Source organism: Paenarthrobacter ilicis (assembly GCF_016907545.1).
GTDB classification, from domain to species: Bacteria; Actinomycetota; Actinomycetes; order Actinomycetales; family Micrococcaceae; genus Arthrobacter; species Arthrobacter ilicis.
Genome location: NZ_JAFBCD010000001.1, coordinates 3033165 through 3049024, shown reverse-complemented (window position 1 = coordinate 3049024; position 15860 = coordinate 3033165). Strand labels below are relative to the sequence as shown.

Below are 15860 nucleotides of genomic sequence, written 5' to 3'. Positions count from 1 at the left end.
ACGCACTTCGGTCCAAAGCCGTAGGCGAAAGAGGGCCCCTCCACTGTCCATGGACAGTGGAGGGGCCCTTGTTTGGTTGCGATTCAGTCAGGCTAAGTCGTGAAGTTCGGTTCCATCAGGAAGGACATCGCCTATCCGGAGCCAGCTCTTCCCCAGGGCCGTTGTTCCATCCGAGCAGCTCTCAACCATACGATTGACTACGTCAGAGACGGACATGTCGGCGTCAATCATCAACTGAAGGGCAACTAACAGGATGTTTTCGGGAAGCGGCGCGTGCCCGTCCCCATAATTGGCAATCCAGACTTGATGGTTATCATCCGTAGCGAAAATTCCATTTCCCGCATGCTCAAAGTGGCCTCCTCGGAGGAACGGGACGGCGTGGACGGGTGTATGCCAATCGCTTCCATTTTGCATGTAGAGCAGACGTCTAGGCCGAGAAATAAGAACCTCGGTCTGGATTCCCCGTGTTGACGCCTTCGACTTCGCTACGGACTTCCAATCCACGCCGTGGAGTTCGTCGCCGACGCCAAGCGCCCGGGTGAAGTAATTCTTTGCAAAGGTCTCGTTGTACTCCGTGATGCTCGTCTGAGGATTCCAGACGAGCACGGATGCTTTCTGCGACAATCGGTTCCCGTAGTACAAAGAAGCGAAACCGCCGCCTGAACCACCTATAAAAAGCAATTCACGTTCTGCCCTTGATGCGATACCCCGGAGGATTGCATCGAGACTGTTTTGCAAATCCTGAAGTTTGTTTCCGGCATACCAAGCCAAACCCAGCGACGGGTCCAGGTTATGGGACGGGTCGGATACGGCGATGAAGCCGATACCGGCTGCCGCAGCAAGCTTTCGGCCCGAAAAGAAAGGCCCAACTTTGGACTCGCGATCGGAGACGGCCCCGTTGAAGAACACAGGTACAACGGCGGTTTCCGCGTCCAGCGGACTGCCGCTGAAGAACAAGTCGAGATTTGGCCCGGCCCCGATCGGTATCGTGTGTACTCCGTCGTCCCATGACTCTTGATTGAGGAAGTCAATCAGGGAGGGCCACTCGAAGTGGCCGCCAGGCCACGGCTGGTAATCGTTGCTCAGGAATGACGGCGCCAGAGCATCATTTTCGACTGGTTGCATCCAGCCATTCTATCGACCGTCAGTGTCGAGGGGACACAGGCCAATTTGCCGCTAGTCTGCAGGTCGGCGGCTTCACGCCATAAGCAGGCTCGGTGTTAGGTCAAGATCAGGCTATTAGGGGTGTGGCAGGGAATACGGTCTCGTTACTGATCAGAATCGAACCATATCCAACTTGCCACCCCAGAACTCTGACGCTCAGGCAAGTGACACCTTCAGGGATGTCGAATGTCTCATAATAAGACCGCTGACCATCTTGAATTTCTACATACCGAAAGTAGTCGATATCTGGTACGCCGGATTTTACTATTCGAGCAGAAACAAGTGATGTTTCATCTGGGTTTTCCAGCGACAGCGCGATCAGAACGTGCCGGCCCGTCGGGAGAGTACTCTTGGCTTCCAACTGGACACCAAATTTTTGCGTTCCGGGTAGAAGAAGGAACTCTTTGGGTTTGACCGTAGCATCTCTCCACGGGGACCTCAGTGCGGTGCTTCTGACCACCGTGTCCGCAGAGCGGGGAGACTCATTACTTTTTTCATTATCCAGCCTTTTGAACTGTGAGATTACCTCGTTGTAAACCGAATCCCGATAGTGGTATGGAGCAATTCCCCACTTGTGGAGAGTGGAAGCTATGGCTTTTTCCCACGAAACTTCGATGATCTTGACGTTTAGGTAGTCCTGAATCACAGTCGCATACCTAGCCAGCAAATTGTTTGCTTCGGCTGGAGAAAAATCCCAAGTCTTGCCAACAGCCCGCCCTTCTTCGTCGAAGAGAGCCCACGGCAAGTTGACTAGAATAATCTTTGTGTTTGGCAATACTCTGGCAGCGAACCTAGACAGTTTCCTGACCGACTCATGCCAAAGTGAGAAGTGTTCGTCGGTCCCAAACTTTATCCACTCAAGATCTCGAAGGTCATCCATCAAACCGCTCTGGGACAACTCCACGGACTTCGTTATGTATGTTTGTTCATCAACTTTGATGACCCCCAGCCGCTCATCAGTGAGGTCCCAGAAGATGTAATCTGTTTCCGGGGCAATCTCTTCCAGTGTTTGCAAGAGATTTCCGTCGAAGTCACCCTGAAGATTTCTGACCTGGAAGCGGCTTTCAAGTACTCCTGAGTCCGCCGCTACGCCGTAGGGCTGGCTGAATGCGCTGATAAGTGACTGGCGAGCGGTGTATCCAAGTAGCTGGTGGTGAGTTTTATCTATGAAGTCAAAAGAGTCCCTGGAGACGCAGCTTCCGTAGATGTAGATCTTTGCCATTTTGCTCACTTGCTTCTAGAAGATGCACTTCTCGATCTAGGCTGACCCTGCCGGAAGGAAATGGCCCGCCTCACCAATGTCTTAAGAAAAGCTTTCAATGCGGGCGCCTATGCCGAGGAGCTGGGCAACTGCGGCCACGGTACGGGCTGCGGCTTTACCGTCGCCGTAAGGGTTGACGGCGTTTGCCATGGCGTCGAAGGCATCCTGCTGATTGAGGAGACGGTCGACTTCCTTGACAATAGTTTCCTCGTCGGTGCCGATAAGGGCGACCGTTCCTGCGTCGACTGCCTCGGGGCGCTCAGTGTTGTCACGCATGACGAGGACAGGCTTGCCGAGGCTGGGTGCTTCTTCCTGAACTCCACCGGAGTCGGTGAGGACGATGTGTGCAAGGGAAAGGAGCCGTGTGAATTCACCGTAGGCCAAGGGCTCGGTAACAACCACGCTGTCCTTTCCTTCAAGTGCGGGGAGGACGGCCTCCCGAACCACAGGATTTTTGTGCGCCGGGAGGACTATGACCAGATCAGGCTCGGCCTCTGCGATCCGCGCAAGCGCCCGCCCGACTCCGCGCATCGCATCGCCCTGGTTTTCCCTGCGGTGGGTAGTCACCAAGAGAATCTTGCGGCCACTTGCCGCGAGTTCTTCCAACTGGGGGTCAGAGAACGGTATGTGCTTGTCCACGGTGGTGAGGAGTGCATCAATAACCGAGTTGCCGGTGACAACGATGTCTGCCTCTGCGATTCCCTCAGCCAGCAAGTTAGCTTTGCTGACGCTTGTGGGCGCCAAGTGAAGGCTCGAGATCTGACTGGTGATCTTACGATTAGCCTCTTCCGGGAAAGGGGAAAAAAGATCTCCACTGCGAAGGCCGGCTTCAACGTGGACCACGGGGATGCCGTGGTAGAAAGCGGCGATGGCTCCAGCGGTAGATGTGGTGGTGTCGCCTTGGACGATGACTGCGTCCGGCTTGTTCTCTGTGAACAGCTTGTCCAACCCGTCAATGGTACGGGTCATGATGGACGATAGTGATTGACGCTGCTGAAGGATGTTGAGGTCGTGGTCCGGCTTGATCCCGAACAGTTCATTGACCTGGTCCAGCATCTCGCGGTGCTGGCCGGTTACAGTCACAATGCAGTCAAAATCCTCGGACGCCTGGAAGGCGCTGACAATCGGTGCCATCTTGATGGCTTCAGGACGGGTGCCAAAGATTGGCATGACGCTGGGCATGGAATTTCCCCCGGGGTGGCGTTGAGTGACCCCCCGATGCTATCGCACGCCGCACCACTGCCATCAATTGGTTGCGACCAGGGTGGTCTTACTACTGGCCGAAAATCAGTGCCAGGGCCAGGACTGGCACAGTGATCGCGATAAGGATCACAATGATCAACGCCACCCGTCTTTTGCGGTGGCGCTCGGTATCGACGTCGGCTGGAATCCGGACCGCAGCCTCGGCTGGAGTCTGTCCTGCGACCTCAGATGACCGGCGGCTCGGCGCCTGTTTGGGTTTGTCAGGGCGGCGAAAACCGCCCATCATGCTCACCGGAATTTCCTTGCGGAAAGCCTTTCTGCGCAGGTGACGAGGTGCGGGCGACAGGGGCGTCGCCGGGCGGACGTGGTCCGTCACTTCTACTCCTCGATTCAGGCTGGCCGGTGCTGGGGCAACTCCAATTCTTGCATTACAACGGCCAGCTGCAACATCCGTGTGATCATCAACCTCGATCAGAGTAGAGCGCGTCGTTCTTTACTCCCGAGCCGTTGGTCACGTCTATGAAGTAGTTCTTCCCCGATCCCAGAGACGTAGAGCCGAGCTTCGCCGTAACTGATTCCAGCAGTGGATTAATACCCGCCTGCTTGCCATAAGAGGGGTTGTAGCTGGTAGCCGTAACAGTTTTGTCGTTGACCCGCCCCGAAGCATCCGTCCACTTCACTTGGACTGTGCCTCCGCTGAGGTTCTGGCCGGTGACCAAGACATCGCCGTTGCCGTAGAAAATGGAGTCCGTGATGATGGGCGTGTTGCTTCCGGCCTTGAGGCGGTCAATCATTGGTGCCCAGGTTCCACCGCAGGTGAAGTAGGGATCCCACATGAAAGAGATGACCTTCACAGGAGTATTTCCGAATTGCTGCAACTGCTTGTCTACCCTGGCCTTGGTCGTTTGCCCGCGAAGGCTGTTATCGCATGGGTTTTGGGATGTTGCCGGTGCCATGCCTTCCAGATTGGCCCAGAGGTCAGCGCCAGTACCTTGTACTCCTTCGGCTAATGCCCAGAAATAATCTCGTGTTGGTGCCAAGTACTTGCTGCCCCACGATCCGCTGCCCACAATCGACGCAGCCATCGAGTCCACGTTATTGCCGCTTTCACTGCCGAAGAAGGATCCACCCTTGCCAGTGCCCATGCCGTCCTGGACAGCAATGGACAGGTGAACGTCACCTGCCGTGTCAGCGATGTTTGAAATAGCATTTCTTGCTTGGTCAACCGTTACATGGCCCGAGAAGGCCGAACGGGAATCGATGTATGGGCTGACAACTGCCGAGCGGCTCGGTTGGTACTGCGCTATCCGGGAGTTCTGCATCCGGTAGAGGCTGAGAACCGAGTCCCATGCTGCACCATCGCTGAGCGGCATCTCCGTGTGGTGGTAGAAGCCCGCAAGGCCGGCCACATTGTTTACTTTCCCTTGATAAATAAGGAACCGAGCCGTGAACAGGGACAACGTTGCTTGGTACGACAGATCCGGCAGGTATGTCACGTCCGTCCGCATGATCGGGGCAGGCAGGCCAGCGTAGTACTTGATTCCAAGGCTGGTGGCGGCCTTCCCCAGTGAGACTGACATGGAGTTGGTCCCGCCAGTGATCACCACAACGTCATAGGTGCCGCTGGGTGAATTGCAGCCGCTGCCCTCGGTGGGAAGAACAAGAATCGTATAGACGTTGCTTCCACTGGTGACCGTTTTGTCTCGCGCGCATAGGAGTGCGGGACCCGCCCAAGTGTTGCCGTCCGAATAGGTGAAATAACGCTTCACCTTGACGCCCGCAGCAGCTGCCGTTGCGCAGTTGTTCCCGGAGATGGTGCACCCGGCAGGAACAGTGGCCAAGGTGGCTGGCTTGAGCCGTGAGCCGAAGGTAATGACGGTGTCTCCACCGACTGACTTGATGTCCGAGAGCTTTTGATTGTTCGCAGCATCGCTGGTGCTTCCGTAAATGAAGTACCCGCTGATGGGGAAGACCGGGGCCGCAGCTGCTTGTGCTGCAGGTACTTGGAGGAACCCGGCAATGAGGAGGAACGCGGTCAACAGGCTTACCGTAAGGTGCCTGGTCCGGCTGGACCTGAGAGGAATGGAGGGAGAGGTGATTCTTTCCATGGGGGATCCTTGGGCTCGTAGGGTGAGACCTTGGACCTATGGCAAAAGAATGACTTCCAGCCGCGCGAAACTCAATGACTTTACAAATTCTTTCGCATCAATATTTATCAGGAATGGCTGCTGTAATTAGTTGACGTCACTTACGGCTCGGCTAATTGCGGCCATGACAGATTCTGTCATCTTCGCTTCCCCCGTTCACGGGTATCTACCGTTATTCACACTCCGGCCGCATCCACGTGTCAATCAGGCCCCCCCGTTTCCACCACAAATCGATCGAGCCATGCGCCGGCAGAAAGGTCAGGAGGCGACCCGAACATCTGCACCTCGGCGGACGTGCATTGTTCAATGAGGGTCCCTGCCCGCATGAGGTGGTAGTTGGACGTCACCACGGTCACGGACTTCCAGCTGTGCTGGGCAATCAGGGCACTCAAAGATTCGGCTTCACCCCGGGTATTGAGGGGTGAGGGGCGAAAACATACCAGGTCAGGATCATCGGCGTTGTCGTCGCACAGCGCATCGCCTTCAACGTTCCCCGACAATCCTGTGGTCGAGACAACAAGGACGGGTATATCCAGCTGGGCCTGCAATTTCTCAGCCACGGGTAGCCGCTCTTTGCTCATGCCACCCAGGACAATAATTGCATCGGTCTTGTGTGGTTTGGCTTGAGGCGGATTGTAGAAGAACTGGAAAGCGGCAATTAGCCACAGCAGGAAAATCACCAAGCATGTTCCGATAGCGATGCCCAAGGCTCGGGTGGCGGAGACTTTTCTGGAGGGCACGGGGACATTCTAGGGTCCGAAAATGACCGTTCCCTCCAGCAAAACCCGGGAGTGGACTCTTAGCGGGTATCCACATCCTCAAATACAAGGAAAGTCTGGGTGTCCAGTACGCCGTCCATTGACTGCAATTGGTCGAAAATCACACGGCGGAGGTGGATGTTGTCTGTGGCGCGGACTAACAGGATGACGTCGAAGTCGCCGCCCACCAAGGCGATGTGGTGAACCTCGGGGATGGCCCTCAACTGCTCCTTCAACTCACGCCAAGAATGCTGTTGAACCTTAAGCGTCACGTATGCGGATGATCTAAGGCCGGCCTTGATGGGATCCACCAATGCCGTGAATTTTGTCAATACGCCTTCGCCTGTCAGCCGGGCAATCCGGGAGTAGGCATGGGCGCGGCTGATGTGCACGTTTTGTGCCACCTGGGTAACGGACATGCGCCCGTCTGTGGTCAGCTCTTTGATAATGTCCTGGTCCACAGTGTCCAGGGGGACGGCGGTCTGCTCCGCCTCTGCCTCGCTCATTGCTCTCCAAATCGTCTTCGGGAGGGTGCGTTACCCAGCTCACATTTGCAATTCGTCTTTCAGAATACGTGTCTCAGCTAAGTGCTTCCATGATTTCCGCAAAAGCTGGATACGAAACCCGGCACCAGAACATACTGGAAGCACATAGTGGCTATCGAAGGACGGACCAATGACGATCCATGCAGACCACTCTGCGCCGGAAACGGTGCCAGAGGACCAAGCTGCTGACGTTCGGACAAAATTCGGCATCAGCGTTGAGGACTACATGCTTCCCGCCCGGCACCAGATCCAAATGGTGAACCCGGACGGCAGTCTTCGCTCGCGGGACGAGCAAGGAACTGAACCAGGCCACGAATACCCCACGCCCGGCGATCAGCATCTGATGGACGCTTATGAGCAATTGGTCATTGGTCGACGGGTCAACGATCAGAACTCTGCGCTGGTCCGGCAGGGCCGTATGGCCGTCTACCCCTCAAGCCACGGCCAGGAAGCCTGCCAGGTTGCAGCCGCCATGTGCCTCAGTGAAGGCGACTGGCTGTTCCCCACCTACCGTGACGCCGTAGCCGTCATGACCCGCGGGGTGGACCCCGTGGAAGTGATGACCATCTTCCGCGGCGACTGGCACGGCGGGTACGACCCCACGGAGCACAACGTCGGCATCCAGTGCACCCCGCTCACCACCCAGCTGCTGCACGCCGTCGGTGTGGCCCACGCCGCCAAGCTGCGCGGTGAGAATACGGTAGTGATGGCCATGTGTGGCGACGGCGCCACCAGCGAGGGAGACTTCCACGAGGCCCTGAACTTCGCCGCCGTCTTCCACCTGCCCGTCATCTTCTTCGTGCAGAACAACAAGTACGCCATCTCCGTGCCGCTCAGCCACCAGTCCGTGGCTCCGTCGCTGGCCCACAAGGCCGTCGGTTACGGCATGGCCGGTGAGCGCGTGGACGGCAACGACCTCGTTGCGTTGCTGTCAGTGATGGACCGGGCCGTGAAGCTGGCCCGCGACGGATCCGGCCCGCTCCTGATCGAAGCCCACACCTACCGCATGCAGGCCCACACCAACGCCGACGACGCCACCCGCTACCGCCCGGACAGTGAAGTTGCCGAATGGCAGGCCAAAGATCCGCTGGCACGCATGAAGTCGTACCTCACTGACAAGGGTCTCCTTGACGAGGAGGCCAGCAACAGGATCGCTGAGCACGCCGAAGCCGTCGCCACCCAGCTGCGCGAAGGCCTGGGTGAAGATGTTCCCGTCCAGCCGCTAGACCTCTTCAAGTACGTCTTCGACAAGCAAACGCCGCAGCTGAAAGAGCAGTCAGAACTGCTCGCCGGCGAACTCGCCCGCGCTGGTAGCGCCGAAAACACCGGAACGGAGAGCGCAAAATGACCGTCACCACAACTGCCACCGGCACTACCACCGCAAATGTCAGCGCAGCCACCGCCAGCGCCGCCGCTTCTGCCGCGGCCACTGCCGAAGCCACCGGCCCGCAGAGCCTCACCATGGCCAAAGCGCTCAACACCGCCATGGCCGACGCCATGCGCAACGACCCGTCCGTCCTGGTCTTCGGCGAGGACGTCGGAATGCTGGGCGGCGTCTTCCGCATTACCGACGGCCTCATGGCCGAATTCGGCGAACAGCGCTGTTTTGACACCCCGCTGGCCGAATCCGGCATCGTCGGTATGGCGGTGGGCATGGCCATCAACGGCATGCGCCCGGTCATCGAAATGCAGTTCGATGCCTTTGCCTACCCGGCCTTTGAGCAGATCGTCAGCCACGTAGCCAAGATGCACAACCGCACCAAGGGCAAGCTCAAAATGCCCATGGTCATCCGTGTTCCCTACGCCGGCGGCATCGGGGGAGTGGAGCACCACTGCGACTCCTCCGAGTCCTACTACGCCCACACCGCCGGCCTGAAGGTCTACACCCCGGCTACAGTGGCCGACGGATATCGCATGCTGCGTGAAGCCATCGATTCTGACGATCCCGTCATGTTCATGGAGCCCAAGAAGCTCTACTGGTCCAAGGACCAAGTGGACCTGGGCGCCTTGCGCGCAGAGCACGACGCCGGAACCTCCACCGAGGGCCGCGCGGCTGTTGCCCGTCCCGGCACGGACGCGACACTGATCGCCTACGGCCCGTCCGTCCCCACCGCGCTGGCCGCTGCAGCTGCCGCCGCAGAAGAGGGCCGGTCCCTGGAAGTCATCGACGTCCGCACCCTCGTCCCCTTCGACGACGAAACCGTCTGCGCGTCCGTACGCAAGACGGGACGCGCCGTCGTGATCGCCGAAGCCCACGGGTTCGCCTCCGTGTCCTCCGAGATCGTGGCCCGCGTCCAGGAACGTGCGTTCCACTACCTCGCCGCGCCAATTCTTCGGGTGACCGGCTTCGATGTCCCTTTCCCCTCTCCCAAGCTGGAGCACTACTACCTGCCGAGCGTCGACCGTATCCTCGACGCCGTCGACGACCTTCAATGGGAGGACTGACCATGAGCTCAGATATGCAGGTCTTTAAACTGCCCGATCTTGGGGAGGGCCTCACCGAGGCTGAACTGGTGAACTGGCTCGTTGCCGTGGGTGACGAGATTGTGGTTGACCAGCCCATCGCCGAGGTTGAGACCGCCAAGTCCATGGTTGAGGTGCCCTCGCCATACGCCGGCACCGTTGCCGAGCTGCACGGTGAGGCCGGTCAAACGCTCGACGTCGGCAAGCCGCTGATCTCGATTTCAAAGGGGGGCGCCGCGCCGGATGGTTCGGTTGCTGCGGAGACGTATCGCACGGAGGAGAAGGCCGGTTCCGGCAACGTGCTGATCGGCTATGGCACTCCGGGTGGAGCGACAGGAGGACGTACCCGGCCGCGCAAGGCAAGCCTCGCCGTCGTCAATCCAGTAGCCGTTCCAGAACCAGCTGCTGAACCGGTGATGGAGCCGGCGGTTGCCGGGACGCGAATCCCGGGAAAGCTCAGTGCCGTCATCTCGCCCTTGGTGCGCAAGATGGCTCGTGATCACGGTGTTTCGCTCGACGCGATTGAGGGTTCAGGTGCGAGTGGGCTGATCATGCGCAGGGACATCGAAGCTGCGATCTCTGCGCCAGAGGCTCCTTTTGCCGCAGCGCCTGCTGTCGTTGCTCCTGCCGTTGATTCGGGGGCTGTTGATAGTCGCACTGGCTTGGCCGTGTCTGCCCGGACACCCGTACGAGGAGTCCGGAAAGCCGTTGCCGCGAACATGGCGAAGAGCCGTTCGGAGATCCCGGAAGCCACTGTCTGGGTGGATGTTGATGCTACGGCGCTGCTGGACATGCGGGCAGACCTGAAGAAGCGCGCTCCGAACGATACGCCAGGCCTCTTGGCCTACATCGCTCGTTTTGTCACGGCTGGGTTAAAAAAGTACCCGGCGCTGAATACCCGGTTCGAAACAACCCACGACGGCTCACAGGAAATCGTAGGCTTCGACGGCATCAACCTCGGTTTTGCTGCCCAGACCAATCGCGGGCTCGTGGTCCCGTCGGTCCGCAATGCCCACAAATTGAGCGCGCGGGAACTGGACGCTGAGATCAGGCGACTCACCGCCGTCGCCCGTGAAGGTAAAGCGACGCCTACGGAGCTTGGCTCCGGCACCTTCACGTTGAACAACTACGGAGTGTTTGGCGTCGACGGCTCGGCCGCGATCATCAACTACCCCGAAGTTGCCATGCTTGGAGTGGGTCGCATCATCGACAAACCCTGGGTAGTGAGCGGTGAGTTGGCGGTCCGAAAGATCACCGAGCTCACCCTCGCGTTTGACCACCGCGTGTGCGACGGCGAGACCGCCGCAGGCTTCCTGCGGTACGTGGCCGACGCGATTGAGAACCCCGGCGGCGCGCTGGCCGACATGTAACACCGCAGGGAGCAGGATCTTGGGCGAAAGCAGCCAGGGTCCTGCTCCCCGGCGTTGAGTCATAAATTTTCCATTGCAACACGGCTGCCTGAGTCTCCCCTTACACTTATCTGGGGGTCAGCTGGTGGTCTCCAGTTGCCGCGCTCAGAATCGACTCTGGCGCGATGTCCCAAGGAAGCCCTCATTATGGTCCTCAACGCCCGAATGCACACCCTGCGAGCTGCCGGTTTGACCGTAGCCTCGCTGCTGATTTGCGGAGGCTTGGCTGTCCAGCCTGCAGCCGCAGGCGACTTCGACACTGTTCCCTCCAAGCCACAGGTCCTTCAGCCCGAGCCCGATACAGGCACGGATCAATTCATTGTTGGCGTTAAGGACAATGCCGCAAAAGCTGCCAAGGCAACAGTTGACGTTGCGGCTGAAAAGGCCGCCGGAAAGCTGGGAGCTGCCACTGAGAGCACCCGCGAGAACGCAACGGGTGGCCATGTCATCAAGCTCAGCCAAAAACTCTCCGCTGCGGCAGCAGAGACCTTTGCGCAGACGCTGCGTTCGGATCCGAGCATCGCTTACGCAGAACCTGATGCCATCATGCACCCGGCCTCCGGCGCCACGGACCCCGGTTACCCCAGCCAGTGGAGCCTCTGGAACTCCGTTGGTGGTCTGCGCATTCCCGGTGCATGGAATTACAACCATGGTGAAGGCGTAGTGGTAGCAGTGGTGGACACAGGGATCACCAGTCACCCGGACCTCAATGGCAACGTTCTGCCCGGCTACGACATGATCTCTGATGCTGCTGATGCCCGTGACGGCGACGGCAGGGATCCGGACCCCACGGACGTGGGCGACTGGGAACCAGCAGGGGTCTGTGAAGCCGGCAGCCCTGAGAACAAGTCATCCTGGCACGGCACTCACGTTGCCGGAACCATTGCGGCGGTGGCCAACAACGGAGAAGGCATCACCGGTGTGGCCCCTGGTGCAAAGATTCTCCCGGTAAGGGCCATGAGTTTCTGCGGCGGATATACATCCGACATCGCTGATTCGATTGTGTGGGCTGCCGGTGGGGTAGTGGACGGAGTTCCTGCAAACCAGAACCCGGCCAAGATCATCAACCTCAGCCTCGGCGGCAAGCGGGCTTGCTCGGCCACCTACCAGAACGCCATCAACTTCGCCCACAACGCTGGGGCAGCTGTGATCGTGGCTGCAGGCAACTCGAACCGCCCAGCAGCTGAATACAGCCCGGCAAACTGCCAGAACGTGATCACCGTGGCCGCCAGTGACAAGTCCGGCGCCCGGGCACCTTACTCCAACTACGGAAGCACTGTGGATGTCACCGCCCCTGGCGGAAACATGTCCAGTGATTACCTGAACGGCATTGTGTCCACCTCCAACTTTGGGACCAGCACAGCAGCAGCCCCTGCCTACTCATGGATGCAGGGCACGTCCATGGCAGCGCCGCACGTGGCCGGTATTGCCGCGTTGCTCTACTCCGCCGAAGGCGCCAACCTGACTCCGGCCCTGCTGGAACAACAACTGAAAAACGCGTCCAGGCCCCTTCCCGCAGGATGCCCGGCCGGTTGTGGTGCTGGCTTGATCGATGCCACGGCGGCGTTGAAGGCTTCAGGGGCAGGTATCAAAGCCGGTGCGGGAAAGAAGAACAACGACTTTGATGGTGACGGGACCGCGGACGTACTGGCCCGAACTCTGGACGGGGCACTGGTGCTCTACCAAGGCAACGGCTCTGGTGGGTGGCGCCAGGCGTACCAGATTGGTTCCGGCTGGAACGGGATGACCGCTATTGAGCTGGCCGGCGACTTCAATGGTGACGGCATGAGCGACGTTATTGCCCGTGCCAGTAACGGTGTGTTGTGGCTTTACCCCGGTAACGGTGCTGGTGGCTGGCTTCCGGCCCAGCAGATCGGTAGCGGCTGGAACGTCATGACAGCCATCGAAGCCCCAGGCGACTTCAACGGTGACGGCAACGCTGACATCATTGCCCGTGCCAGCAACGGTGTGTTGTGGCTGTACCCCGGAAACGGGCTGGGTGGATGGCTTCCTGCCCAGCAGATTGGATGGGGCTGGGACGTCATGACCGCTATTGACGGCGTGGGGGACTTCAACGGTGACGGCAACGCTGACATCATTGCCCGCAATTCCTCCGGTGGGCTGTTCCTCTATCCCGGCAATGGCTCGGGTGGCTGGCTTCCTTCCAAGCAAATCGGTTGGGGCTGGAACGGCATCACTGCAATTGAAGGTCCCGGCGACTTTGACGGCGACGGCAAGGTGGATGTCCTTGGACGTACCGCATCCGGCGATCTGGTGCTCTACCGCGGCACTGGTTTGGGTAGCTTTGCCAACTCGTACCGCGTTGGCGCCGGCTGGAACGTCATGAACGTCATTCTGTAGATCAAGGCGGCGTGCGCGTTTGTTCCGCTGGCTCCCAGCTTTCCGTGGGTAGAGTAGAGGCCTGAACATCGCCGGATTGCACTGTAAACGGAGAATCAATTGTCAGCTTGGCTAGAACTCGGACCCGACAACTACGTCCTGAAAACCGAGGGGTCGTTACTGAACACCGGCCTGGTGGTGGGCTCAGAACTCGCCATGGTCATCGACACTGGCTGCGGCCCACGACAGGGCCGGGAGATTCTGGCAGCAGTCCGCGAAAAGACCCAACTGCCGTTGGTGGTAGTCAACACGCACGCCCACTACGATCACTTCTTCGGCAATGCGGTTTTTGCCGAAGACGGCGTCACGGAGTTCTGGGCGCACGCCAACTGTGCTGCGGCCATCGAGAAGGACGCCGATAACCAGCGACGGTTTGTGGCCACCATCGAACCAGAGATGGCCGCGGCAGAAGGCGACTCCGTTGAGGTAGTGGTACCTAACGCGCTGGTACATGATCAGCCCGTGCTGGTGGACCTCGGCGGAGTAACCGCAACCCTGTTCTACCTGGGCCGGGCCCACACGGACGGCGACCTGCTGGTGGGGACCAGCTCCACGCTCTACGTGGGCGATCTGGTGGAGCAGGGTGCGCATCCGTCCTTCGAGGACTCGTACCCCGAAGAGTGGGCTGACGCGCTGCGGCACATTTCTGCGCTTCGGCACAGGTATGAGCACCTGGTACCGGGCCACGGTGAACCCGCCAGCGATCAGTTTGTGAAAACCATGGCCAACACCATGAGCACCGCTGTCCGGCAGGCAACCCAATCAATCCGGGATATGCCAGCTGACGCAACCAAGGCTATTCCAGTGCTGCCGTATGGCCCGGAGCAGTCCCGCTGGTTCATCAAGCGGCTGCAGGAGACAAACGCGCAAAGCAAGGGATCTCTGGGTGCTCCGGATTTCGGCCCTGGCAAGACGGGCCCCTACCCGTCCTGAGTTGATGGTTCGAGTATCCGCAGACTACAAAGAGTCGGTCCGCCACCTGATCAGGGGGCGGACCGACTATGTTTGAGGTCTCGCTATGGTGAACTGATTCTCATGGGCCAGCCCCTAGAGGCCGACGCCTGAGTTCGAGTATCCGATCTGAATTGTGGATCCGGTGGGCAAAGCGCCGATCGGCTGGTTGAGCACTACCTCAATCATGGTCACCACAATTGCGTTCGAAGACCTGGTGACTTTGTGAAGAGTAACTCGTCCCAAACCCGCTACTTGTACCACTGTGTTGGGGGCGACTGAGGCGTTAATCGCGGGCAGTCCCGCAATTCGTAGATTGGTGAACGTTGAGGTATCCGTCAGCGTCGCTGCCGTTGCCCCAGCTGGCAGGGTAGCGCTCGTCTCCGCCTTGATGGCATCGACTTGAATGAGACCATTCAGCACATTCAGTCCAGCGATATTGTTCGTAACTGAACTCTTGGCTTGGGGGGTCAAAACGCCAGTTGTCGTTGTGGATGCCGCTCCTGCGGTTGCAAGACCTGGGATGTTGAGCCCAGCTACCTTTGCGGAAGTGGTGCCGGCGCCGCAGCGAGTGTATGCGAGCGCTGTCGGTCCGGAGTTGATGAGTCCGTTGGCAAGTGATGCTTTAGTGCTGAACCCGCCACCGGTGAAATAGCCTGATTGGGGGGCTGTCAGGTTTGCAGTAGTGACCCCAAGGCTAATGTCAGTCCCGGCCTTGATGCCAGGCAGCCCGACCTTCAGGACTTCCACTCGAAGGGCAGTTGTGGATACCTGGAAAACGCCGTTAACTAAGCGTTTTTCCTGCCCGTTCAGGGTGACTTTCCCGACTGTGCCGACCAGCGGCACCGACAGGTCCAACACCGTGTTGGCGCCAGGGTTGGCGTTTACCCCGACGCCCAGAACCTTCAGATCGGCGATGGTTGTCTTGTTTGTTCCGACATTGGCTCCAGTGGTGTCCTTTTCAGCGGTGCTTTCGGACGTAATGGCGCCAGCGGTAATCAGCCCACCAAGCAGGTTGGTCCCCGCAATCGTTGAGCGGCTTTCAATCCGTTTGCCCGTTGTCGTGAGCAGTGTCTTGGAACTCGTCGTGGCCGCTCCTACATTGCCTACAGCGGGAACAGTCAATGCCGCGGCGGTGTTAGAGGAAGATTTCCCGGTGGCACCCGTGCAACTGATGCTGGAGCTGGCGGTTGGACCAGAGGTCAGAGTCTTGTCGGTATTGAAAATGTACGACCCATAGGCAGATCCGGAGAACCCCGTTGTGACTTGGGCTGGTGTGGTTGCTGCGACCGCCGGCATTGCCGGTCCTGCTAGCGTGAGTGTGAGTGCCCCCAATATGGCAACATGCGAACGTTTCATGTATTTCTCCCCAGAATGATGTACACGATCCCGTAAGTTGCTTACGATTGCGCCAACGGTACCGCCCTGAATTGCGCCAGAACAAGAGATTCTGAAAATTCTGTCTCCACCTGCGGCTGATTTTCATAGGGTTTTGAAATTTCTTTACTTCCAGCCATGGACTAATTCGATGGCAGCGTTTTAGGATGGTGGCGACCGTT

The 15860-nt window shown here is 58.8% G+C and carries 13 protein-coding genes; 5 read left to right on the top strand and 8 right to left on the bottom strand.

The window, feature by feature from the left end; translation table 11 throughout:
- Positions 1 to 87 precede the first annotated feature (87 nt).
- The 7 genes from JOE60_RS13925 to JOE60_RS13895 all read right to left on the bottom strand — a co-directional run bounded on the left by JOE60_RS13925 (position 88) and on the right by JOE60_RS13895 (position 7039).
- Entirely contained in the window at positions 88 to 1125 is a 1038-nt protein-coding gene (locus JOE60_RS13925) for a hypothetical protein (protein ID WP_167263835.1), read from the bottom strand.
- 106 nt (positions 1126 to 1231) lie between these two features.
- Positions 1232 to 2386, bottom strand: a complete 1155-nt coding sequence (locus tag JOE60_RS13920) for a DUF6270 domain-containing protein (protein WP_167263833.1) — start codon at positions 2384 to 2386, stop codon at positions 1232 to 1234.
- Between the two features lie 81 nt (positions 2387 to 2467).
- A complete protein-coding gene (gene wecB / locus JOE60_RS13915) occupies positions 2468 to 3607 on the bottom strand; it encodes a non-hydrolyzing UDP-N-acetylglucosamine 2-epimerase (protein ID WP_167263831.1) in 1140 nt (379 codons plus the stop codon).
- A gap of 91 nt (positions 3608 to 3698) precedes the next feature.
- Entirely contained in the window at positions 3699 to 4004 is a 306-nt protein-coding gene (locus JOE60_RS13910; RefSeq protein ID WP_167263829.1) for a hypothetical protein, read from the bottom strand.
- An 85-nt stretch (positions 4005 to 4089) separates the two neighbouring features.
- On the bottom strand, positions 4090 to 5736 hold the full coding sequence (locus tag JOE60_RS13905) for a hypothetical protein (protein ID WP_167263827.1): 1647 nt from the start codon (positions 5734 to 5736) through the stop codon (positions 4090 to 4092).
- A 239-nt stretch (positions 5737 to 5975) separates the two neighbouring features.
- Positions 5976 to 6455 carry a YdcF family protein gene (locus tag JOE60_RS13900; protein WP_338112517.1) on the bottom strand — a complete coding sequence of 160 codons (480 nt, stop codon included), beginning with the start codon at positions 6453 to 6455 and terminating at the stop codon, positions 5976 to 5978.
- Positions 6456 to 6574: 119 nt separating this feature from the next.
- Positions 6575 to 7039, bottom strand: coding sequence for an Lrp/AsnC family transcriptional regulator (locus tag JOE60_RS13895; RefSeq protein WP_167263825.1), 465 nt, complete (start codon positions 7037 to 7039; stop codon positions 6575 to 6577).
- A 169-nt stretch (positions 7040 to 7208) separates the two neighbouring features.
- On the opposite strand from JOE60_RS13895, the gene pdhA reads away from it, so the two are divergent.
- From pdhA to JOE60_RS13870, 5 genes are all read left to right on the top strand, one after another.
- Positions 7209 to 8426 carry a pyruvate dehydrogenase (acetyl-transferring) E1 component subunit alpha gene (gene pdhA, locus JOE60_RS13890; RefSeq protein ID WP_167263823.1) on the top strand — a complete coding sequence of 406 codons (1218 nt, stop codon included), beginning with the start codon at positions 7209 to 7211 and terminating at the stop codon, positions 8424 to 8426.
- Positions 8423 to 9523: an alpha-ketoacid dehydrogenase subunit beta gene (locus tag JOE60_RS13885; RefSeq protein ID WP_167263821.1), complete on the top strand. Its 1101-nt coding sequence runs from the start codon at positions 8423 to 8425 to the stop codon at positions 9521 to 9523. Before pdhA ends, JOE60_RS13885 begins: the two co-directional genes overlap by 4 nt.
- Positions 9524 to 9525: 2 nt before the next feature.
- Positions 9526 to 10911 carry a dihydrolipoamide acetyltransferase family protein gene (locus JOE60_RS13880; RefSeq protein WP_239528863.1) on the top strand — a complete coding sequence of 462 codons (1386 nt, stop codon included), beginning with the start codon at positions 9526 to 9528 and terminating at the stop codon, positions 10909 to 10911.
- Positions 10912 to 11097: 186 nt separating this feature from the next.
- Positions 11098 to 13311, top strand: a complete 2214-nt coding sequence (locus tag JOE60_RS13875) for a S8 family serine peptidase (RefSeq protein ID WP_167263817.1) — start codon at positions 11098 to 11100, stop codon at positions 13309 to 13311.
- A gap of 99 nt (positions 13312 to 13410) precedes the next feature.
- Positions 13411 to 14283, top strand: a complete 873-nt coding sequence (locus JOE60_RS13870) for an MBL fold metallo-hydrolase (RefSeq protein ID WP_167263815.1) — start codon at positions 13411 to 13413, stop codon at positions 14281 to 14283.
- 114 nt (positions 14284 to 14397) lie between these two features.
- Here the strand turns inward: JOE60_RS13870 and JOE60_RS13865 are convergent, their stop codons facing one another.
- Positions 14398 to 15660: a choice-of-anchor P family protein gene (locus tag JOE60_RS13865; protein WP_167263813.1), complete on the bottom strand. Its 1263-nt coding sequence runs from the start codon at positions 15658 to 15660 to the stop codon at positions 14398 to 14400.
- Between the last annotated feature and the right edge of the window lie 200 nt (positions 15661 to 15860).